Source organism: Leisingera sp. M523 (genome assembly GCF_025141335.1).
Classification (GTDB): Bacteria; Pseudomonadota; Alphaproteobacteria; order Rhodobacterales; family Rhodobacteraceae; genus Leisingera.
Map to the genome: position 1 here is coordinate 322,501 of NZ_CP081036.1, position 20,922 is coordinate 343,422.

Here is a 20,922-nt window from a genome sequence, read left to right on the forward strand (position 1 = left end):
CAAACTCGGAGATAGCTGGTTCTCTGCGAAATCTATTTAGGTAGAGCGTCATCCGAATACCCCGGGGGGTAGAGCACTGGATGGGTAATGGGGCCCCACAGGCTTACTGATCCTAACCAAACTCCGAATACCCGGGAGTACTAGATGGCAGACACACGGCGGATGCTAACGTCCGTCGTGGAGAGGGAAACAACCCTGACCTCCGGCTAAGGCCCCCAATTCATGGCTAAGTGGGAAAGCAGGTGAGACGTCCAAAACAACCAGGAGGTTGGCTTAGAAGCAGCCATCCTTTAAAGATAGCGTAACAGCTCACTGGTCTAATCAAGATGTCTTGCGGCGAAGATGTAACGGGGCTCAAGCCATGAGCCGAAGCCGAGGATGCACATAGTGCATGGTAGCAGAGCGTAGTGTGACATAGTTCCATGCGTCCTTATCTTCCTCCGGGAAGAGTTGGACGCAAGGAGCTTTCGATGAAGCGGGCCTGTGAGGGATCCCGTGGAGAGATCACTAGTGAGAATGATGACATGAGTAGCGACAAAGAGTGTGAGAGACACTCTCGCCGAAAGTCCAAGGGTTCCTGCTTAAAGCTAATCTGAGCAGGGTAAGCCGGCCCCTAAGCCGAGGCCGAAAGGCGTAGGCGATGGGAACCACGTTAATATTCGTGGGCCAGGAGGATGTGACGGATTGTGAAGGTAGTTCATCCTTATCGGATTGAATGGGCTGCTGATCAGTCCCTGGAAATAGCCCTCCATCAGACCGTACCCTAAACCGACACAGGTGGACAGGTAGAGAATACCAAGGCGCTTGAGAGAACGATGTTGAAGGAACTCGGCAAAATACCTCCGTAAGTTCGCGAGAAGGAGGCCCGGGTCCTACGCAAGTGGAATCCGGGGGCACAAACCAGGGGGTGGCGACTGTTTATTAAAAACACAGGGCTCTGCGAAGTCGCAAGACGACGTATAGGGTCTGACGCCTGCCCGGTGCCTGAAGGTTAAAAGGAGGGGTGAGAGCTCCGAATTGAAGCCCAGGTAAACGGCGGCCGTAACTATAACGGTCCTAAGGTAGCGAAATTCCTTGTCGGGTAAGTTCCGACCTGCACGAATGGCGTAACGACTTCCCCGCTGTCTCCAACATCGACTCAGCGAAATTGAATTGCCTGTCAAGATGCAGGCTTCCCGCGGTTAGACGGAAAGACCCCGTGCACCTTTACTACAGCTTCGCACTGGTATCAGGATTGTGATGTGCAGGATAGGTGGTAGGCATCGAAACCGTGACGCAAGTCGCGGTGGAGCCTCCCTTGAGATACCACCCTTCGCACTCTTGATATCTAACCGCGGTCCGTTATCCGGATCCGGGACCCTGCGTGGCGGGTAGTTTGACTGGGGCGGTCGCCTCCTAAAGAGTAACGGAGGCGCGCGAAGGTTGGCTCAGAGCGGTCGGAAATCGCTCGTTGAGTGCAATGGCAGAAGCCAGCCTGACTGCGAGACTGACAAGTCGAGCAGAGACGAAAGTCGGCCATAGTGATCCGGTGGTCCCGAGTGGAAGGGCCATCGCTCAACGGATAAAAGGTACGCCGGGGATAACAGGCTGATACTGCCCAAGAGTCCATATCGACGGCAGTGTTTGGCACCTCGATGTCGGCTCATCTCATCCTGGGGCTGGAGCAGGTCCCAAGGGTACGGCTGTTCGCCGTTTAAAGAGGTACGTGAGCTGGGTTTAGAACGTCGTGAGACAGTTCGGTCCCTATCTGCCGTGGGTGTAGGATACTTGAGAGGAGTTGCCCCTAGTACGAGAGGACCGGGGTGAACGAACCACTGGTGGACCTGTTGTTGCGCCAGCAGCAGTGCAGGGTAGCTATGTTCGGACAGGATAACCGCTGAAGGCATCTAAGCGGGAAGCCCCCCTCAAAACAAGGTATCCCTGAGGGCCGTGGAAGACCACCACGCCGATAGGCCGGAGATGTAAGTGCAGCAATGCATTCAGTTGACCGGTACTAATCGCCCGATAGGCTTGATTTGATCCAGTAACAGACAGTGTTACCGAAAATCCAAACAAGCAAACACATCCCAAAATACAAACGCTTGGACAACGTTGATTGTACTGCCTTCCGCTCGTGGAAACGTCTCGTGACGTAACTGGGGTGCGGTCTTTCGCGTATTTGCTCTGCAAACACGCTGCCGACCGCAAACCAAGAAAATCCACTTGCCGGAGGCAAGTGGATTTTTCTTGGTTTGGTGGCTACAGCACAAGTGAAACACCCGGTCCCTTCCCGAACCCGGAAGTTAAGCACTGTCGCGCCGATGGTACTTGGGCTCAAGCCCTGGGAGAGTAGGTCACCGCCAAACCTAGTAAAATCCAAATATCTCTCAATACGATCTCAAACAAACCTGACGCGGGATGGAGCAGCCAGGTAGCTCGTCAGGCTCATAACCTGAAGGTCGCAGGTTCAAATCCTGCTCCCGCAACCAACGTTTCCGACCAAGCCTCCGCAAAAAGCGGGGGCTTTTTCGATTCAAGGCCCCCCAAAGCCATGATCCCCGCCAATTCCCCAACAAGTTTAAGCTGATGGCCGCCCGGCGCAGCACTGTCGGGAACCATCCGCACCTCCGAAATCAGCGCCCGCAGCGACGCCGTCGCCTCCCGCCTCACTTCCGGTGCATTCAGAGCGCCAGCAAGATCCCCGATCAGCTCCCGGTACCGCGCCGACAGGCGCGGATGCAGCCGCAGGGCAGGGGGTTCCGGGTTGTCCGCGATGACCGCCGCCAGGCGGGCCTTCTCACCCTCCAGCTCAGGCATCTTGTCCTTCATCGAGGCGGTGTACATGCCGTCCTCAATAGCGGTCAGGATGTTGGCGATCCGGCTCTCCACCTTCCTGAGGGAGTGTTCGGCCTTCTGCCGGTCCTGGCAGGCGCCCGCGGCGGCATCGTTGAACGCCTTGCGGTATTCTTCCGCAAATTGCGCCAGCAGGTCCGGTGCCAGCAGGCGCTGCTTCAGCCCGGAAAGCACCCGCTCTTCCACTTCTGCCCGGCCGATGGTGGCGCGGTTGGTGCAGACCGCAGCGCCCTTGTTGCGGGCCCCTGCGCAGCCGTAGCGCGTCTTGTTGATCAGCGTGTAGCTGGCGCCGCAGCAGGCGCAGCGCAGGAGACCTGACAGCAGATAGGTTGGGCGGCGCGCGCGTTCCAGCTTCGGCCGTTCCGTCAGAACACCCGCCGGGTTCATCGCCTGCCGCACCTCCCCCTGGCGGGTCTTCACCGCCTGCCAGAGCTGATCATCCAGAATACGCAGGCCGGGGACATCCTCCGTGATCCAGTCTTCCGGCGGATTGAGGCGGGACAGCCGTTTCCCGGTGTCGGGGTTGGTATCGTAGGTCAGCCGGTTCCAGACCAGGCGCCCGATGTACAGCTCGTTGTTCAGGATGCCGGTGCCGCGTTTGATGTTTCCGGAGATCGTCGACGGGTTCCAGGTGCCGGTTCCTTTGCCGCTCTGCGGGGCAATTACCCTTTCGGCGTTCAGGACAGCTGCAATCGTGCGGGCGGAAAGCCCGTCTGCATAATCCCGGAAGATTCGTTTGATGACGGCGGCCTCCTCCGGTTCGACCTCCCGGTCGCCGGTGCTGAGCGTGCCGTCGGGCAGGATCTCCCGCTTCACCTGGTAGCCGTAGGCAATCCCGCCAGCAGATTTGCCCCTGGCAATGCGTCCTTCCAGCCCGCGCCGTGTCTTCTGGGCCAGGTCCCTGAGGAACATGGTGGACACCAGCCCGCCGACCCCGACCTTCATGTCATCCAGTTCATTCTCCGAAGCCGTGTGGATTCTGACACCGAAAAAGTTCATGCGCTTCAGCAGGTTTGCGGAATCCGCCATGTCCCGCGACAGCCGGTTCTGGCTTTCGGCGGCAATGACGTCGATATCGCCGCGTTCTGCGGCCTGGATCAGGCGCTGGTATCCCGGGCGCAGGGCATTCTTGCCGCTGAGCGCGTGATCGGTGAAAACTTCCGTTACCTGCCACCCCTTCTGTTCACACAGACGGCGGCACAGCCGGATCTGGTCCTCGACCGATGTGTCTTTCTGTTTGTCTGGGCATTGTTGCAGAACTCGCTCTTGAGGCCTGGCTCCCCCTTTCCCCTCCGAACTTAGGCGACGCGGATAATCTCAGCGGTGCCGAGTGCGTTGAAGCGGTTGATGAGTGCGATGCGGATATGGATCTCGGCGGTTTGGCGGTCGGGGTCTCTTGCGGCAATGCGCTCGCCGAATGCCTTTAAGCAGCGCATCTTTGCCTCGATCCGGCTTCGGACGTGGTATCCTGTCCAGCGCTTCCAGAAGGCTCGACCGTAGTGTCGGGTGGCTCGCAGAGTTTCGTTTCTGACCTGCGCAGCCGGACAATCTTCTTTCCACAACCGGCCATTCTTGCGGATCGGGATGATCGGGGCCGCGTCGCGTTCGAGGATCGCGGCATGGCAGCGTCGCGTGTCATAGGCACCATCGGCGATCACGGTGCCGATGTCTTCGTCCTCGGGGAACTGACCCAACAAGTCCGGTAAGACCGGGCTGTCCACTGCCCGGCAGTGGTTTGCGCAGCATAACCACGAGAGGGGCCGTCGCGGCTGGGGGTGAATTCGACGGCACGGATGTCAGACGTGGCAGCGTCCATCGCAAGAGGAACCTTGCGCCCCTCTCATTGATTGCTCTGCAATCAACTGCCGGGCAGCCATTGGCGCCGCCCCTGAACGCCGTGCTTGCGGGCCTGCCACTCACCATCGCCAAGGAACTTGATCCCGGTGCTGTCCACAAGCAGGTTCAGCGGCCCATCGGCGCGGCGATATGGGATCTGGACGGCCAGCGTTCTATGGGCTTACGCGGCCCCACTGGGGCCACGGTCCCATCTCACTCTGTCGGCGGCACAGCGTAGAGAAATCCGGAACGGGCCAGTCCAGACCCGCCAGGTGCAAAAGGCTGGTGACCATCCCGACGGTCTGCCGGAGAGGCAGCTTGAACAGAACCTTGATCGACAGGCAGAACTGGATTGCCGCATCCGAGAAAACCGCAGGGCGACCGGGGCTGCCATCATGCGGCGCGAGCCAGGTCATCTCTTCGTCCAACCAGATCAGAAGCGACCCGCGCTTTCTGAGCGCATCGTTGTAGCTGGACCAATTCGTCGTACGGTAGCGGGCAGGTGCGGGCTTGCTCATCTGCCCCGTCTAACCGCATGGATTCGTGATGTGAATCCTTAGAACTCAGAGTTCTGCAACAACGCCTATACGCTCCGGCGGTTGCCGGGGGGGCGCGTTTCGCTGCGGCTAAAATGCAGCAGTCAAAGTGGCCGTGTCAGTGCCTTCCGTTGAAAAGATGGAGTTGCGCACAAACTCGGGCACCTCGGAATGATCGCTTTTATAGGCCCCGCAGCGTTGCAAGATTGCCCGCAAATCCGGTGATTTTCCCAAGTACTCCCATACCACGCGGGTGCCATAGAGCATATGCCCGCCTTCCGGTTCGATCCCTTGGAGAAGCCCGGGAAGAAACGAGGGCTCCTCATAATCCGAGGCAATCAGGGCAGTGCTCCACATGCCGTTTCCTTGCCCCTGCTCGCGGCTGGTTATGAAGATCCGGTTGTGCGCTTCGAACACGAGGCCAGAATGTTTGAGTGTCGAGGGGATGGCGAATTCGTCATCCTCATAGCGCTCCAGCTCCTTGGAGAACCAGTCGTGCCCGCTGCCAAAAATCCGTCCAATGCTCTTCAAGAGGTAGTTTTTGGACGGGTCGGGGCTCATGTAAATGTGGTAGTAACCTGCGTGGCGCTCCAGCAGTCCGGCATTCCAGCGGTCGCGGCGGATCACCTTTTCCATCTGCTCCGAAAGCGGATCATTCGACCGGGCCAGAACCGGCGGCCGCAGCCGGACCAGTTTGGCAAAGGCCTTCTTTTCCTGCAGGATCTCGGCCTCGTCTACCCCGAAAAAGTCGCAGACCCGGCGCAGCGTGGCGAGCGACGGGGCAGTCTGACCGGTGAGGTATTTGTTGAATTGCTGCCGATTGATGCCGATTCGGCGGCAGACCTCCGAGACAGAACGCCCGTAGCTGCACAGCATCCTGAGATTGGCGGAGAGATTAGTTTCAGGCATGTGTTTACGCTACTTTATGCACTATAGCTGCGTCCAGCCTAATTTTGGGGGTCTAACGGTGCGTGCTTTGCAGGTCGCGCGCCCTCTAGACTGTTGGAAAAGATGCCAACAGATGGAGAGGAAGATGACCAGAATTCCGACAAAGCCGGCCCGGCAGGTTTCGATAGGCACAAGCGTGGCAGCCGCCATCTGGACCGCCGCAGCAGGCGCAGGTGCTGCTGACACCCTTCGCATCGCGGTCGCTGCCGATCCGGGCTACCTGGATCCGGCCTACTGGGGTTCCAGCTCGGAACAGCTTCTGATCGACAACCTCTATCCGCGGCTGGCGAAACATGTGCCGGGGGATAGTTGGAAGGCCGAACTGGATGCCGCAAAATCCGTAGATCTGTCCGATCCGCAGCACATCGCCTTTGAGCTGAAACCCGGCATCATGTGGTCCGGCGGCTATGGGGAGCTGACCGCGGAAGATGTAGAATACTCTTTTGAACGGCACTTGGATCAAGGCTTGGAATCCGGTGTCGCGACCGAGTTCACGCTGCTGGAGGATGTCGAAGTAACCGGCAAGTACACCGGGGTCATTCACCTGAGCGCACCTTCCCCGGCGTTCTGGTCGGCGACGCTATCCTACACTTCGGGCGCGATTATTTCCAAGGCCGCGGCTGAGGCTTCGGACGGGTATTTCGAGGCAACCCCGGTTGCAACCGCTGGCCCCTACAGGTTCAAGTCTCATGAGCCCGGCCAGGCCTTCATGTTGGAAAGGGATCCGGCCTGGACAGGCAAGGCGGCAGATTTTGAAGAGGTCGCGATCATAGCCATTGCTGATGACAACGCCGCCCGGGTGGCTTTTGATGCAGGCGAGATCGATTTTACCTATGCAGCCTCAGCGCTAGAGTACGACAGCTGGTCAACAAGCGCCGGTAATACCGAATTACGTACATCGCTGGATCCGCTTTGGTTGGGCATTTCGGAAACCTACGAGGGACTGTCGGACATCCGCGTGCGCCAGGCCATCCAGAAAGCGGTGGATGTGCCCACCATTCTGGCTGCGGTCTCGAACGGGCGGGCCGAACAGGCAACCGGTATGGTCGCCCCGGGGCTTCTGGGCCACCGCGACGTGCTACCGATCCAGCGGGACGTTGACGGCGCCCGGGCGCTGATCGCCGAGGCGGGGGCCGAAGGAACTGTCTTGCGGCTTGACTTCGTGAATACGGCCAACCGAGCCACCATTGCCCAGATTGTCCAGGCCAACCTGGCTGAGATCGGTCTGACCGTCGAGCTGAACGGGCAGGATGAAGGCAGCTTCTGGAGTGTCGATGAAACGCGTGCTGCCGACCTGCAGCTGCATGTGAAATCCTGGACCGGCAATCCCGACGGCATCTACACGATGCAATATTTCACCTCCGATCAGGTCGGCGTCTGGAACTGGGAAGGGTTGAGCAACCCGGACTATGACGCCCTGGTCGAAAGGGCGCGCCGCAGCACCGATGACGCAGAACGCGGCCGGCTTTACACACAGATGCAGGAGATGATGGAGAAATCCGGCAACTTCCTGTTCCTGACCAACGAACCCCTGACCATCCTGTGGAACGACAAGATCGTGCCGGCCACCTTGCCCGACGGCCGTCCAGTCTTTGCCGGCTTCAAGAAGACCGCAAACTGACCTCCCTCCTGCCGGGCGGCGGCCTGCAGTCCCGCCCGGATTTTTCTTCTGAGGAAACACCGAAATGCTTGGCTATATTCTCCGCCGCACCTGTCTTGGGGTGACCGTGCTGATCCTGGCAGTCTCGACGCTGTATGTGCTGGTGCAACTGGCCCCTGGCGATCCTGCCAGCGCGATGCTGGGCCCACGGGCAACACCAGCCATCAAGGCCGAGTTTGCCGAGCGGCTGGGGCTGGATCAGCCAATGCCAGTGCAGATCGTGAAGTATCTGGGGTCAGTGGCCCAGGGCGATCTGGGCACCGATCTGCGCAGCCGCCGCCCTGTCAGCGAAGTGCTGATGGCGCATCTTCCGCATACTGTGCAGCTGATCACGGCAGCGATGCTGCTGGCAGCAGGCCTGGGCATCCCGCTGGGCTGCCTGGCGGCAGTGCGCCGCAACGGGCTGTTTGACCGGCTGATCGGATTGCTGTCGGTCAGCGTCATCGCGGTGCCTTCGGTGATCATTGCAATCTACGGCATGCTGCTGTTTTCCGCCCGGCTGGGCTGGCTGCCTGCCATCGGCGCGGGCGAAGGCGGCTTTGGTTCTACGCTGCACCACCTGATCATGCCAGCCGTCGCAGTTGGCATCGGCTGGGTCGGCTACCTGGCGCGGCTGGTGCGCGCCTCGATGATCGAGGTGCTGTCGGCAAATTACATCCGCAACGCCCGCTCTTTTGGCCTGACCGAACCGCGCATTATCTCGCGCTATGCGCTGCGGGTGGCGGTGGCGCCGACTATTACCGTGCTGGGGGTCGGGGTCGGCTACATGCTGGGCAGCGCGGTCTTTGCCGAGATCGTCTTTGCCCGGCCCGGCATCGGCAAGCTGATGTATGACGCGGTGATCCTGCGCAACTACCCGGTGACACTTGGTGCGGTGCTGGCCTCCAGCGCGCTGCTGATCGCCGCCACCACCGCGGCGGACATCCTCAACGCCATCATCGATCCCCGTTTCAAGGAGGGCCAGGAGCAATGACTGCGGCTGATATTCAACCCGTCATCAAACCGGCACGCCCCGGCGGGTTCACCAATCTGGCCCGCGATCCGATGGGTATGCTGGGGCTGCTGCTGGCGCTGCTGCTGATCCTGTCGGCGCTGCTGGCCCCCTGGATCGCGCCTTACGGCCCCAATGCCATGGACATCCCCTCCAAGCTGCAGGGGCCAAGTGCGGCGCATTGGCTGGGCACGGATCAGCTGGGCCGCGATGTGCTGTCCCGGGCGATCTATGGCGGGCGGATCGCGCTGAGCGTGGCGCTGATTTCCACCGCGCTGTCGGTCATCCTGGGTGGCATTCTGGGCATGATGGCGGCGATGGGGCCGCGCTGGCTGGACTATGTGCTGACGCTGGGGTTCGACACTGTGCGCGCCTATCCGGTGATCATCCTGGCGCTGGCCATCGGACCGATCTTTGGCGGCGGTATGGTTGTGCTGGTCGGCCTGCTGGTTGCAACATCAGTGCCCTATTACGGGCGGATCATGCGGGCCTCGGTCATGGCGCAGGCCAATGCCGAATATGTTGAAGCGCTGCGCGCTATGGGCGCCGGACGCGTCCGTATCGTGGTTCGCCACATTCTGCCCAATGTGATCGGCCCGGTTCTGATCGTCGCCTCAATGGATATTCCCACCTTCATCGCCGCCGAGGCGGGCCTCAGCTTCCTTGGCGTGGGTGTCAAGCCGCCCGCCTCCAGCTGGGGACTGATGTTGCAGGACGGGTTTGATTTTGTCGGCCACACGCCCTGGCTGGTGGTGGCGGGGGGGATCCCCTTGGTGCTGGCGACGCTCGGTTTCACCTTCCTGGGCGAAGCGCTGCGCGATGCCTTTGACCCGAAACTTGGCGGAAAGGGCTGAACCATGGCGGATATGCTTCTGAAAGTTGACGGCCTCGCCGTGCGCTTTGGCCCCATTCAGGCGGTGAAATGGGTGTCTTTCACGCTGCAGAAGGGCCGCACCCTGGGCATCGTCGGTGAAAGCGGTTCCGGCAAATCCACCTTGCTGTGGGCGCTGACCCGGCTGCTGCCGGATGCCGCCACGCTGAATTCGGGCGAGGTCTGGTTCGACGGTATGGATCTGCTGCGCCAGCCGCCGGACCGGATGCGGGCGCTGCGCGGCACCCGGATTTCATACATCTCGCAGGACCCGATGACATCGCTGGCACCGGGTCTGACCATCGGCCAGCAGATGATCGATCTTCTGTACCGCGAGCCTTGGTCCAAACGCGAAAAATGGCAGCGCGCCATAGACGCGCTGGATTGGGTCAGCCTGCCGGACCCCGCATCGCGGATGACCATGTACCCGCATGAACTGTCCGGTGGCCAGCGCCAGCGGGTGTCGATTGCAATGGCGCTGATGCTGGGGCCGGATCTGGTGCTGGCGGATGAGCCCACCACCGCGCTGGATCCGACACTGGAGGTGGAGATCCTTGAACTGCTGCAGCGTCTTCAGGGGGAAACGGGCTGCGCCATTGTCTTTGTGACCCATCATCTGGGGGTTGTGGCTTCGCTTTGTGACGAGGTGCTGGTGATGAAATCCGGCGAGATCCGCGAGGCCGGCCCGGTGCAGGATGTCTTCGCTGACCCGCAGGATAGCTACACCAAGGCGCTGCTGCGCTGCGATCCGGCGCAGATCGAAACGCCAACCCGCAGACTCCCGACAATGAGCGAGGCGCTGGAGCAGCCGGTACAGATCGTTGATGGGCCGCCCGGACGGATAGATATCAGCGCCGCACCTGTCTTGCGTGTCGAAGACCTGTCGGTGACCTTCACCCGCAGGGGCCTGCTGCCGCCCTCATTGGGTGGTTGGCGTGATGAGATCCCGGCGGTCCGCAAAGTCAGCTTTGATATCCGCAGCGGCGAAACGCTGGCGCTGATCGGCGAGAGCGGCTCGGGTAAGACCACGGTTGCGCGCAGTATCATGGGGCTGGTCCGCCCGGATGCGGGCAGCGTCCGCCTCAACGGCAGCGAGCTGACTACAGCGAATGCCGCAGGTTGGGGCAAAGCACGCGAGCAAGTTGCGATGATGTTTCAGGACCCCGCCGGTTCGCTGTCTCCACGGGTGACGATCGCAGAACAGGTGGTCGAACCACTGATTGTGCATGGCCGCCGGGCGGAGGCAACGCGCACGCGCGCCATTGAGCTGCTGACCCAGGCCGGACTGGGTGAGGCCTATGCCGACCGGTTCCCGCATGAGCTGTCCGGAGGCCAGGCGCGCCGCGCCGGTGTGGCGCGGGCACTGGCGCTGTCGCCCTCGCTGGTGGTGGCGGATGAGCCGACCGCGGGGCTGGACGTCTCGGTCCAGGGCGAGGTGGTGAACCTTCTGAACACCCTGCAGGAGCAGATGGGCCTGTCGATCCTGCTGATCACCCACAACATGAGCGTCGTGCGACATGCCGCCGACCGCATGATTGTGATGCTGAAAGGCGAACTGGTCGAAACCGGACCCACCGCCCGGCTCTTTGCCGACGCCACGCATGATTACACCCGCAGGCTGATCGCAGCATCGCATCACGCTTTGCCCGAACAACAGACACCTAGCAACGAGAGAAAACTCCATGCCGTTGAATGAAACCCTTGCCATGTCCGATCTCGATCTGTGCTACCTGCCGGCGACCCGGCAGATTGCGCTGTTCAAATCCGGTGAGCTTTCCCCTGTGGATGTTCTGAAGGCGCAATTTGCCCGCGCTGAAGCTGTCGAGCCGGTGATCAACGCCTTCACCGAAACATTCGTTGATGAGGCGATGGATGCCGCCCGGGCCGCCGAGGAGGTCTACACAAACCGCCCCGGTGATGCCCGCCCGCTAGAGGGGGTCACGGTTGCCATCAAGGACGAGATGGACGTCAAAGGACAGCGCAACACCCAAGGCTCGCTGATCTACAAGGACCACATTGCCGATCAAACCCACCCGGTAGCACAGCGGCTGCGCGACGCGGGCGCGATTTTCCACGCGCGCTCGGCCACGCCTGAATTCTGCAGCGCTTGGACCACCGAAACCCGCCTGCACGGCGTGACCCGCAACCCGTGGGATCCGGCATATACCCCCTCTGGCTCTTCGGGCGGGGCCGGGGCGGCGCTGGCAGCAGGCACCACCACGCTGGCAACCGGGTCGGACATCGGCGGTTCCATTCGCGGCCCGGCGGCGATGTGCGGGGTCGTCGGCTTCAAGCCGCCCTATGGCCGTGTGCCGGATGCGGCGCCGTTCAACCTGGATCCTTACTGCCACGTCGGTGCGATGGCCCGCACGGTAGCTGACTGCGCGCTGATGCAGAATGTCATATCCGGCCACCACCCGCAGGACATTGCCACCGTGCGGGAAAAAATGACGATCCCGTTTAAATACGGCAGCCTCAAGGGCAAGCGTATCGGCTACAGCCTGGATATCAGCAACGAAGTGGTGACCAAGGACGTCGCCGATCAGACCTATAAGGTGCTTGATGCGTTGTCGGATGCCGGGGCGATCATCGAGGAGGTGAAGCTGGGCTGGGGGCAGGAAGTGCGCGACGGCTGCGCCAGCTACCTGAACCACCTGATGGGCGCCGCGCTGATCCGTGAAGTGGAGGCGCACCCGGATCTGGTCTGCGACTATACCAAGTACTTTGCCGAATGCGCCGCCAAGACCACAGCGGACGGGTTTCTGACCTCATTCGATGTTGCGGCGGATATCTACAGCCGGTTCGGTCCGATGATGGAAAACGACTACTACGCTTTCATCTGCCCTGCCTTTGCCAGCTACGAAATGTTTGCCGAGCAAAAGCCTTGGGACCGCATCACCATCGGCGATCGCGACTTTGACAGCGAATACGACCTGAACACCCTGGCCCCGTTCAACATGCTATCGCGCCTGCCGGCGCTGGCGGTGCCTGCCGGGATTGGCGAGAACGGCCGGCCGGTTGGGGTGCAGATTCTGGCGCGTGCCTTTGACGATCCAAGGGCGTTCCATGTGGCCTCGGTTTTGCAAGAGAAGATGCCCTGGCTGGATCAGGCCGCGCGGCGGCCAGCTCTGTAGCAGCGCCCCGCCAAGCGCACCCCTTTAACACCCAAACTGAAGCCTCCGGGAGAAAACACCTCTCCCGGCCCGGCTATTCTTGCAAAATGAGAGGCAGCAATGACCGACCTGGTAATCCTGAACGGCAAAGTTCTAACCTTCGACGGCCCTGATGCCGAGGCCCTGGCGATCAAGGACGGCCTCATCACCGCAGTGGGGACGAATGCCGAAATCCGGGCCATCGCCGGGTCGGCTCGGGTGTTTGACGCCCAAGGTAATACGGTCCTGCCCGGGTTCATCGACAGCCATGTCCACCTGTTTCAGGGCGCAGCAGAACTGGAATATCTTGACCTGACAGGTGTCACCGGACTGGAAGCCCTGACCCAAGCGATCCGCTCCTATGCGGCACAGCGGCCGGATGACGTTCTGCTTTATGCTTATGCGGCCAGCTATCACGCGATGGGGGACCGGTCGCTGACCCGCCATGATCTGGATGCCGTTCTGCCGGACCGTCCGTTTGCCTGCCTGGCGCCGGACGGCCACACCGCCTGGGCGAACACCTCGGCACTGGAATTGGCGGGGATTCTGAAGGGCCGGGAAGTGGACGAAGGCTCGGAAATCGTCATGGGGCCGGATGGCACCGCTACAGGCGAACTGCGCGAGGCGGCCGCCATGGCTCCGGTGATGAAATTCACACCACTGGGCGGGCGCGATATGGAAGGGTCCCTGACCGGCGCCGATCCGGTGCCGGCGCCAACACCGGCACAGCGCGCGATCGACAAGGCAGTGCTTGAACAGGGATTGAAACACTGCGCGTCCTTCGGGATCACAGGTCTTCATAATATGGACGGGAATTTTTATCAGCTTGAGCTGCTGGCTGAGCTGGAGGCGGAAGGCAAGCTGCTGTGCCGGACCGAAGTGCCACTGCACCTCAAACACACCGACCCGCTGGAGCGGTTGGAGGAAGCGGCGCAGATGCGGAGCACCTACACCAGCGATATGCTGTGGTCCGGAAGGGTCAAGATGTTCATTGACGGGGTGATCGAGAACAGGACCGCCTTCATGCTGCAGCCCTATCCGGGAACCGGCGGCTGCGGCGCGCCGTTGTTTTCCGCTGCCCATTTCCACGAGGCCTGCATCCGCGCCGATGCCATGGGGCTGCAGATCTCTGTTCACGCCTGCGGCGATGCGGGCGTGCGGCGGACCCTGGATGCGTTTGAGGCCGCCCGGCGTGCCAATGGCGCCCGCGACAGCCGCCACAGGATAGAACATATCGAAACCATCAGCGCCGATGATATCCCCCGGTTCCGGGAGCTTGGCGTCATTGCGTCCATGCAGCCCCTCCATGCGCCGCATACATGCCCCGAAGCGATCCCGGAGCTTGAACCCTTGCTGCACGGCCACCAGATCCCAACCGCGTTTCCGTCACGGACGCTGCGCGAAAGCGGCGCCAAGGTCATTTTCTCAACTGACTGGCCGGTTGTTCCTGTGGATGTGATGCCCACCATCCAGGGCGCGGTGGCGCGCCAGCCGCTGCCGGGCAGTTGGCAAGAACAATGCCACAGCCTGCGCGATGCCCTGGCGGCCTTTACCCGTGACGGTGCTTGGGCCGAGTTCAACGAGCACCGCAAGGGCAAGCTGCGTGCGGGCATGATGGCAGATGTGGTTGTCATGGACCGCGATCTTGCGGCGCAGCGGGCGGACCAGCTCAGCTTGGCACGGGCGGCACTGACAATCTGCGGCGGTCAGATCACTTTCGAGGTTTGATGATTGCCGTTATTTTGAGCAACCCGGCTCTGCATGCTCCTGAACCGCACCGGGTTTGCCAGAGACTGATTTCAGTTAGTTACGCGGCCTTGTTGCACAAATCGGGTGAGGGATTCACTGCGTGAATCCAGCGTGGTAGCTGGGATGCATGAGCAGTTGGGCCGCTACGAGATACAAGACCACGAACTGGTCGTCTTACAATGAAGCACTGAAGCAACGCGGATCTCTGACCATCTGGTTTGATCCGAGGATGATCTGGACGCCGCCGCCGACTGGCAAGCGCGGTCGCCGGTGCCAATTCAGCGACGCCGCGATCCAAACCTGTCTAACCCTGAAAGTACTGTTCGGGTTGCCACTGAGGCAGACGACGGGCTTCGTGCAAGCCTTCTGCGGCTGGTCGGTCTGGACTGGGCCGTGCCGGACTTCAGCACCCTGTGCCGTCGGCAGCGGAAGCGGAACGTGAGTATCCCGTTCCGCGGTGGCGCGGGCCCGCTGAACCTTCTGATCCCCTCTCGTGACATCACTGCGTGATGCACTGCCGGGCAGCGGACAGCACCGGCATCAAGGCCGAAGGCGAAGGTGAGTGGAGTGCGGAGGATCAGAAAACAGTCCGGGGGACTGTTTTCCCGACAAACGCGCAAGCACGGAGGCCCCAAGCGGCGCCTCTGGCGCAAGATGCATATCGGAACCGATGAGGAAACGCTGGAAGTCCGGGCCATCGAGGTCACCGGCAGCAACATCGGTGATGCGCCCATTTTACCCGATCTCCTGGACCAGACCCCGGCTGACGAGCAGATCGGTTCGGTGACTGCCGACGGTGCCTGCGACACCCGCAAATGCCACGAGGCGATCGCCGCCCGTGGTGCCGCCGCTGTTATCCCGCCCCGCAAGAATGCCACACCCTGGAAGCCAACGAGCCCGGGCGCGGTGGCACGAAACGAAGCCCTGCGCGCATCAAAGTATCTCGGCCGCGCCATCTGGCGGCGGTGGAGCGGACATCACCGCCGGAGCCGGGTCGAGTCAAAGATGAACTGCATCAAGCTGCTCGGCCAATCCCTGATGGCAAAAGACTTCGAACGCCAGGTTGCCGAGCTGCAAGTTCGCATCGCCGTTCTAAACGGCTACACCGCTCTCGGTATACCTGTCACAGTGCCCGTAGAGTAAATCCGTCCGGGGAAAGGGGCCCTGCGGTCAGGCCCGGATTTGTGCAACAGCGCCCTCATGGCCCAGAAAGTGCCACTGCTTTTCAGCCATGCGACCGAATGCCTTTCGCCACCCTGGTGCCAGATCCGCCATTTGAGACAGAACTTCTGCGTCGCCCCGGGAAATCGTGCGGGTCGGGCGGGCACGGGTGACCCGCAGAACGCTTCAGTCCGGATTGCGCCTTTCGACCAGTGTAATCCGGTCTCCTGCAGCGGCATCCCCTTCTTCCAGAACGCGGTAGTACCACCCTGTGCGGCCCGTTTTCTGAAACAGATAGGGCATCTTTCCGTTACCTGTGTGCAGCCTAAGTTTCCAGCACGGCTGCCGGACACTCTGTCTGGAGGGAAAACTGTTTCACCGGGACCTGCTGCTGGCACATGAAAAGCCCACGGCCCATCTGAAGCCCAGTGTGCCGGGCTGACAGCAGGGCAGCGTCATGCCCTGCCCGCAGTGATCAGGGATGCGGATGCGAAACGCCGAAACGGTTGACCAGGTAGGAAAATATGTCTTCATCTTTCTCGATCCTGCGCACATCTCCCACACCCGCTTCGCTGAGGTCCGCCGAATGCGTGTCATCCCCGTCCGGCAGGACAATATGCGGGCACCCCTGGCGACCGCCGGTGTAGCCGGGCAAATCCCCGCGCGGGCGGGCGAAATCCACATAGCGCACGTCAAGCTCCTCACGGATTTTCGGGAACATGCTCAGAAGACCTTCAACTTTCAGGCAGGCCGGGCAGTAGAATAGCATATCGCCATACTCCGGATCGTTAAAGTCTGATTTCAGAAGGTACAGGATGGCTTCAGCCATGGATCATTCCTTTCAGGGGCCGCCGCTGCAGATAGTCAGGCTGGCTGCCGGTGTGCTTTTTCCGCTCGTGTCGAGCACTGCATGTGCTTGACGTATCGATCATCGATGTATATTGCCACAGCATGAGCATCAATAGCAAATCTCCGGACCTCCTTAGCCCCGGCTACTGGAACAGCACCATCAGGATGAGCTTGTCCAAGTTCTTCATTCTCTGCGTACTGTGCGACCGCGACTTACATGGCTATGACATCGCCAAGGAAGTCATCAACAGAACAAAGGGGTGCTGCGCCCCGAAGGAAGGCACAATCTATCCGGTTCTGAAGCAGTTTACTGAGGGCGGTTACGTCACCTATGAAACGGAGACCGTCTCCGGCCGGGAACGCAAGATTTACACGGTCACCGATAAAGGGCGTGAAGCTTTCAAAGTCGGACTCGGGGAGTGGATGAAAATCACGCAGGCCCTGAACGATTGTGTGAGCATGGCTGAAGCATAGTTTCAGCCGTTTTTTTTTGCCCTTCACCTTAGATGATCGATGCATCGTTGTGCGACATATGAGATATTCACCCGATATCGCACTCGCGGATGCTTTTTCTGTCGGCCGATATGCCAAGCAGATGCGTGCAGCCTTCCCTGGGAAGCTTGCACCCCCCGTCCCAGCAAGCAAATGCTTGGAGTTCCTTTGATGCAGATGTCAGCAAACGAGACAAACCACGCGGCAGAATTCAGTCCGGTTTTCCTGTCCGCATTTGGATTCGCTCAGCTATGCTCGTGGGGCACGCTTTACTACGCATTCCCGCAAATGGCTGTGGCAATGGGCGCCGAGTTCGGATGGGCCAAGTCCGAGATCTATGCTGCGTTGACAATCGGGCTTTTGATGTCGGCACTGGTGTCCGTCCCGGTCGGCGCCGCGATTGATAAAGGGTATGGCCGTTCGATTATGACCGGGGGCTCGGTTCTGGCGGGGATTTTGTTCTTCGCGTGGTCACAGACACAGTCTCAGCTGTGGTTCTACGTTGCTTTTGGCGGCATCGGCTGTCTTCAAGCGGCAGTCCTGTATAACGCTTCCTTTGCTGTTGTCGCCCGGCACTGCGACACATCCAAAACTCGGGACTACGTGACAACTCTCACCCTATGGGGAGGGTTCGCCAGTACGGTTTTCATTCCCCTGATCGAATATTTGATGGGCTACTTTGACTGGCGCCAGGTTCTGATGGCTCTGGGCTTGGTCAACATTCTGGTTTGCGCAGGCATCTACTGTTTCCTGCCCCGCGCAGGTGCCGCCTGTACTGGCAAAACCCCGAGCCCGGAGGAAACCATGCCCAAAACCGCTCCGGCATGGGCGCTGCGGCAGCCGGTATTCTGGGCGCTCCTGGTGTGCTTTGTACTCTATGGCGCCATGGAGACATCCTTCCGCTTCCACCTCTATCCGCTGCTCGGTGAAAACGGCCTCTCAAGCGAAAATGCTGTCTTCATCCTGGCTCTTTTCGGTCCTGCCCAGGTTGCAGGGCGGGCATTCATGAAGATCTTTCAGACCAGAAGCATTGCATCCGTCGGAATTTTCGTCGCCTCCGTCTTTCCTTTGGCTTTGGTCGCCTTCGCCTTGTTCCCGCAGAGCTTTCCCGTGCTGGTCGCAGCCGCAATCGCTTACGAGGCCGCAACAGGCATCATGACAATTGTCATGGGGCTGTCCGTTCCGGAACTTTTGAGCAGGACATCCTACGGGGCAATCAATGGCATGCTCAATACGCCAGCCCTGATGAGCAAGGCCTTCGCACCCGCAATCGCTGCGCTCGTCTGGAGCAGCAGCGGCAGCTATGCCGGGCTCCTCTACGGCCTGGCGGCCGTCAGCGCCACCATGATGCTGGCTTTCCTAGCCGCAATTTTCATCTCCAACCGCAACTCAATCACTAACAAGGCCCCGGCCTGAAGGAGAACCTCCATGAGCACCTTTGACACCGCTCCCGAAAAGACTGGCGACAACTTTGTGCGCCACAATCGGAATTTCCTGAAAATGGTCTTCGGAAAGGAAGAGATGACCCCCTTGTGGGTTGCCGATATGGATTTTGCCATCGCAGATCCGATCAAAAATGCCATGCTGCGCATCGCAAACCGCGGACAATTCTGCTATGAATTCAACGCCAAGGGCGTGTTTGCCGCGATCTCTGGCTGGTACGAACGCCGCCATGGCCTGACGCTGAACCCCGACAATTTCGAGCAGGTGACAGGTGTGCTAACAGCTGTGTCGATGCTGATCCGCGAGCTGACCGAGGCTGGTGACAGCGTGCTGATGCAAGTTCCGGCTTATCACCAATTCGGCAAGGTGATCAGCGGTGCCGGGCGCGAAGTCGTCAAGAGTGTGCTGCGCAACACAGACGGCGTTTACGAGATGGACTTTGACGATCTCGAGGAGAAACTGAGAGCGCCTGACGTCAAAGCGATGATCCTGTGCAACCCGCATAATCCGGTTGGCCGCGTCTGGCGCGAGGATGAGCTTGCCAGGCTGGCAGCACTGGCCGCCACACACGGTGTGACCATCATCAGTGACGAGATCCAAGCTGACATCATCTACAGCGGCCACAAGTTCACCAGTCTGATGGCGGTAGACGCAGCGAACCACGTGGCGGTGATCGGCTCTCCGGCCAAGACTTTCGGCCTGCACAGCATCTCAAATGGTTACGTCTATACAGAGAACGTAGATATTCTGGAGCGCTTCAAGAAAACCGCCGACTCCATGTATCTGACGCACAGCAACGCCTTTACCCTGGCAGCAACCGTTGCAGCCTATGAAGAAGGCGATGCCTGGGTGGACGAACTGATCGCCTATCTGGAAGGCACTGTGAACTGGATCGATGGTTTCTTGAAAGAGGAACTTCCTGCAATCAAGATGTCACCGGTTGAAGGCACGTATCAGGTTTGGCTCGACTGTTCGGCAACAGGTCTTGAGGGCGACGCCTTGAAGGCAAAACTCAGCGAGGCCGGCTTTGGTGCCACACCTGGCACCTGGTTTGATCAGGAGGCAACCCGATTTATCCGGGTGAACATCGCAGCCCCCCGGGCCGATATCGAAGCCGCATTCAAGCAGTTCAAAACGGTGATCGACAGCTCTGGCACATCTGATTGCGCCCCGGCTGCCTGCACTCCCAAATCAGATAGCTGCTGCTGAGACTGACCCCGTACTGTCATCGCCAGCAGCCAACTTGGGCTGGGAGATCCGACAAACCCGTTTGCAATCTCCCGGCCTCTTTCGGCCTCAAGGTTTTCCGATCCGCCTGTGCGGGACGCAGCGACCTTCCCACGCAGGTACCACGGCCCTTAGCGTTCAATAACTTCCTGAGTGAGTGTCTCGTCCCTGCAGGCGCTGCTGTTATGGTTGCTGCAAAGGTTTGCCGCTGACTGGAGTGCGGACAGAGAGAGTGCCGCCAATGATCGCGGAACCCGCCGGCAGGACAGTGCCTGAAATACGGCAACAAGATCAGAGTTTGCAATCAAACGAGCTTGATGACTGGCTGTGAATACCTGAATATGAGGCCAGAACCGGAATCGGATAGGTTTCGGCCCTGGCGAGTCTCATATGGGCTTCAGAGTTCCGCACGGCCGCCATCCACCACAATCTCGGCACCCAGCATGTAACTTGAGGCGTCGCTGGCCAGAAACAGGACCGCGGAAGCAACCTCTTCCGGCTGGCCCATCCGGCCCGCGGGCACCTGCATGCCGATCCGTTCTACGTAGGCCCGGAAATGTTCATCCGTCTCATCCTTTCCGCGGTGAATCGGCGTCACGATGGTGCCGGGGCTGACGCAATTCACGCGGATCTTGCGCTCCAGCAGCTCCGCTGACATGACCCGCGCAAAGGAACGCACCGCTGCCTTGGAGGCCGACAGCAATGCCTTGCCTGGTGTGCCGATCTGGTTGAGCCAGGAGGTGTTCAGGATGATCGAGCCGCCTTCCGGCATCAGGGGCAGTACGGACTGGACAGTAAAAAAGGTGCCTTTCACATTCACATCCGTCAGCCGGTAGTACATCGCCTCATCGGTCTTGCCGAGCGGTGTATTGAATGCGGCGCCTGCATTGGCAAAGAGGATATCAACTTTGCCGAACTGATCTTCAAGTGCCGCCTGCATGCACTCCAGATCGTGCGTCTGGCTGATGTCAGCCTGAATGGCAATTGCATCGCCGCCAAGTGCGGCGCAAGCGGCTTCCAGTTTATAGGTGTCCCGTCCCGTGATAGCGACGCGGGCGCCGTTCTCTTGCAGCATCTTCGCGGCGGCAAGACCAATTCCGCTGGAGCCGCCGGTGACAAGGGCGGTTTTTCCGTCGAGCATGACGTATGTATCCCGATTGATGGTGTTGAATAGA

The 20,922-nt window shown here is 60.2% G+C and carries 15 protein-coding genes, 1 tRNA gene, 2 rRNA genes and 2 pseudogenes (1 of these 20 only partly in view); 14 read left to right on the plus strand and 6 right to left on the minus strand.

From position 1 onward, the window contains the following. The 3 genes from K3557_RS01595 to K3557_RS01605 form a co-directional block, all read left to right on the plus strand. Positions 1-2,018 (plus strand): 23S ribosomal RNA (locus K3557_RS01595) (it extends 826 nt beyond the left edge of the window). A gap of 212 nt (positions 2,019-2,230) precedes the next feature. Beyond that, positions 2,231-2,345, plus strand: a 5S ribosomal RNA gene (gene rrf, locus K3557_RS01600). Positions 2,346-2,391: 46 nt separating this feature from the next. Continuing rightward, positions 2,392-2,468, plus strand: a tRNA-Met gene (locus tag K3557_RS01605). On the opposite strand, the gene K3557_RS01610 is transcribed toward K3557_RS01605, so the two are convergent. The 3 genes and pseudogenes from K3557_RS01610 to K3557_RS01620 form a co-directional block, all read right to left on the minus strand. Next, positions 2,425-4,089 (minus strand): recombinase family protein, encoded by a 1,665-nt coding sequence (locus K3557_RS01610; RefSeq protein ID WP_311198501.1) that lies wholly within the window; start codon positions 4,087-4,089, stop codon positions 2,425-2,427. The genes K3557_RS01605 and K3557_RS01610 overlap by 44 nt on opposite strands. Positions 4,090-4,130: 41 nt before the next feature. Then, positions 4,131-5,186, minus strand: a pseudogene (locus tag K3557_RS01615) (IS5 family transposase). A gap of 108 nt (positions 5,187-5,294) precedes the next feature. Next, positions 5,295-6,113 carry a helix-turn-helix transcriptional regulator gene (locus K3557_RS01620; RefSeq protein WP_259997257.1) on the minus strand — a complete coding sequence of 273 codons (819 nt, stop codon included), beginning with the start codon at positions 6,111-6,113 and terminating at the stop codon, positions 5,295-5,297. 124 nt (positions 6,114-6,237) lie between these two features. Between K3557_RS01620 and K3557_RS01625 the strand changes: the two genes are divergently transcribed. From K3557_RS01625 to K3557_RS20530, 8 genes and pseudogenes are all read left to right on the plus strand, one after another. Beyond that, positions 6,238-7,773: an ABC transporter substrate-binding protein gene (locus K3557_RS01625; protein WP_259997258.1), complete on the plus strand. Its 1,536-nt coding sequence runs from the start codon at positions 6,238-6,240 to the stop codon at positions 7,771-7,773. 64 nt (positions 7,774-7,837) lie between these two features. Then, positions 7,838-8,785, plus strand: coding sequence for an ABC transporter permease (locus K3557_RS01630; RefSeq protein ID WP_259997259.1), 948 nt, complete (start codon positions 7,838-7,840; stop codon positions 8,783-8,785). Next, positions 8,782-9,657 carry an ABC transporter permease gene (locus K3557_RS01635; RefSeq protein WP_259997260.1) on the plus strand — a complete coding sequence of 292 codons (876 nt, stop codon included), beginning with the start codon at positions 8,782-8,784 and terminating at the stop codon, positions 9,655-9,657. Before K3557_RS01630 ends, K3557_RS01635 begins: the two co-directional genes overlap by 4 nt. A gap of 3 nt (positions 9,658-9,660) precedes the next feature. After that, a complete protein-coding gene (locus K3557_RS01640) occupies positions 9,661-11,370 on the plus strand; it encodes an ABC transporter ATP-binding protein (RefSeq protein WP_259997261.1) in 1,710 nt (569 codons plus the stop codon). 10 nt (positions 11,371-11,380) lie between these two features. Then, positions 11,381-12,808, plus strand: a complete 1,428-nt coding sequence (locus tag K3557_RS01645) for an amidase (RefSeq protein WP_259997263.1) — start codon at positions 11,381-11,383, stop codon at positions 12,806-12,808. A gap of 99 nt (positions 12,809-12,907) precedes the next feature. Continuing rightward, the gene (locus K3557_RS01650) at positions 12,908-14,554 is read left to right on the plus strand and encodes an amidohydrolase (protein WP_259997265.1); all 1,647 of its coding nucleotides are present in this window, start codon (positions 12,908-12,910) and stop codon (positions 14,552-14,554) included. Between the two features lie 250 nt (positions 14,555-14,804). Beyond that, positions 14,805-15,085: pseudogene (locus K3557_RS20525) on the plus strand (transposase). A 144-nt stretch (positions 15,086-15,229) separates the two neighbouring features. Next, positions 15,230-15,718 (plus strand): IS5 family transposase, encoded by a 489-nt coding sequence (locus K3557_RS20530; protein ID WP_409201196.1) that lies wholly within the window; start codon positions 15,230-15,232, stop codon positions 15,716-15,718. A 204-nt stretch (positions 15,719-15,922) separates the two neighbouring features. Here the strand turns inward: K3557_RS20530 and K3557_RS01660 are convergent, their stop codons facing one another. Both K3557_RS01660 and K3557_RS01665 read right to left on the minus strand, forming a co-directional pair. Further along, positions 15,923-16,039, minus strand: coding sequence for an MOSC domain-containing protein (locus K3557_RS01660; protein WP_259997267.1), 117 nt, complete (start codon positions 16,037-16,039; stop codon positions 15,923-15,925). A gap of 172 nt (positions 16,040-16,211) precedes the next feature. Further along, positions 16,212-16,565, minus strand: coding sequence for a DUF3088 domain-containing protein (locus tag K3557_RS01665; RefSeq protein WP_259997268.1), 354 nt, complete (start codon positions 16,563-16,565; stop codon positions 16,212-16,214). Between the two features lie 122 nt (positions 16,566-16,687). Here K3557_RS01665 and K3557_RS01670 point away from each other — a divergent pair, with 122 nt between their 5' ends. From K3557_RS01670 to K3557_RS01680, 3 genes are all read left to right on the plus strand, one after another. Continuing rightward, positions 16,688-17,059, plus strand: coding sequence for a PadR family transcriptional regulator (locus tag K3557_RS01670; RefSeq protein WP_259997269.1), 372 nt, complete (start codon positions 16,688-16,690; stop codon positions 17,057-17,059). 189 nt (positions 17,060-17,248) lie between these two features. Further along, the gene (locus K3557_RS01675) at positions 17,249-18,493 is read left to right on the plus strand and encodes an MFS transporter (protein ID WP_259997270.1); all 1,245 of its coding nucleotides are present in this window, start codon (positions 17,249-17,251) and stop codon (positions 18,491-18,493) included. 12 nt (positions 18,494-18,505) lie between these two features. Next, positions 18,506-19,729 carry a MalY/PatB family protein gene (locus K3557_RS01680; protein ID WP_259997271.1) on the plus strand — a complete coding sequence of 408 codons (1,224 nt, stop codon included), beginning with the start codon at positions 18,506-18,508 and terminating at the stop codon, positions 19,727-19,729. A gap of 415 nt (positions 19,730-20,144) precedes the next feature. Here the strand turns inward: K3557_RS01680 and K3557_RS01685 are convergent, their stop codons facing one another. After that, positions 20,145-20,888, minus strand: coding sequence for an SDR family oxidoreductase (locus tag K3557_RS01685; protein WP_259997272.1), 744 nt, complete (start codon positions 20,886-20,888; stop codon positions 20,145-20,147). Positions 20,889-20,922 lie beyond the last annotated feature (34 nt).

Excerpts from the sequence above, each read along its gene's own strand:
- K3557_RS01670 (WP_259997269.1), top strand. The coding sequence starts at position 16,688 with ATGAGCATCAATAGCAAATCTCCGGACCTCCTTAGCCCCGGCTACTGG.
- K3557_RS01645 (WP_259997263.1), top strand. The coding sequence starts at position 11,381 with ATGTCCGATCTCGATCTGTGCTACCTGCCGGCGACCCGGCAGATTGCG.
- K3557_RS01660 (WP_259997267.1), bottom strand. The coding sequence starts at position 16,039 with ATGCCCTATCTGTTTCAGAAAACGGGCCGCACAGGGTGGTACTACCGC.
- K3557_RS01640 (WP_259997261.1), top strand. The coding sequence starts at position 9,661 with ATGGCGGATATGCTTCTGAAAGTTGACGGCCTCGCCGTGCGCTTTGGC.
- K3557_RS01665 (WP_259997268.1), bottom strand. The coding sequence starts at position 16,565 with ATGGCTGAAGCCATCCTGTACCTTCTGAAATCAGACTTTAACGATCCG.
- K3557_RS01685 (WP_259997272.1), bottom strand. The coding sequence starts at position 20,888 with ATGCTCGACGGAAAAACCGCCCTTGTCACCGGCGGCTCCAGCGGAATT.
- K3557_RS01630 (WP_259997259.1), top strand. The coding sequence starts at position 7,838 with ATGCTTGGCTATATTCTCCGCCGCACCTGTCTTGGGGTGACCGTGCTG.
- K3557_RS01680 (WP_259997271.1), top strand. The coding sequence starts at position 18,506 with ATGAGCACCTTTGACACCGCTCCCGAAAAGACTGGCGACAACTTTGTG.
- K3557_RS20530 (WP_409201196.1), top strand. The coding sequence starts at position 15,230 with ATGCATATCGGAACCGATGAGGAAACGCTGGAAGTCCGGGCCATCGAG.
- K3557_RS01625 (WP_259997258.1), top strand. The coding sequence starts at position 6,238 with ATGACCAGAATTCCGACAAAGCCGGCCCGGCAGGTTTCGATAGGCACA.
- K3557_RS01635 (WP_259997260.1), top strand. The coding sequence starts at position 8,782 with ATGACTGCGGCTGATATTCAACCCGTCATCAAACCGGCACGCCCCGGC.
- K3557_RS01620 (WP_259997257.1), bottom strand. The coding sequence starts at position 6,113 with ATGCCTGAAACTAATCTCTCCGCCAATCTCAGGATGCTGTGCAGCTAC.
- K3557_RS01675 (WP_259997270.1), top strand. The coding sequence starts at position 17,249 with ATGCAGATGTCAGCAAACGAGACAAACCACGCGGCAGAATTCAGTCCG.
- K3557_RS01650 (WP_259997265.1), top strand. The coding sequence starts at position 12,908 with ATGACCGACCTGGTAATCCTGAACGGCAAAGTTCTAACCTTCGACGGC.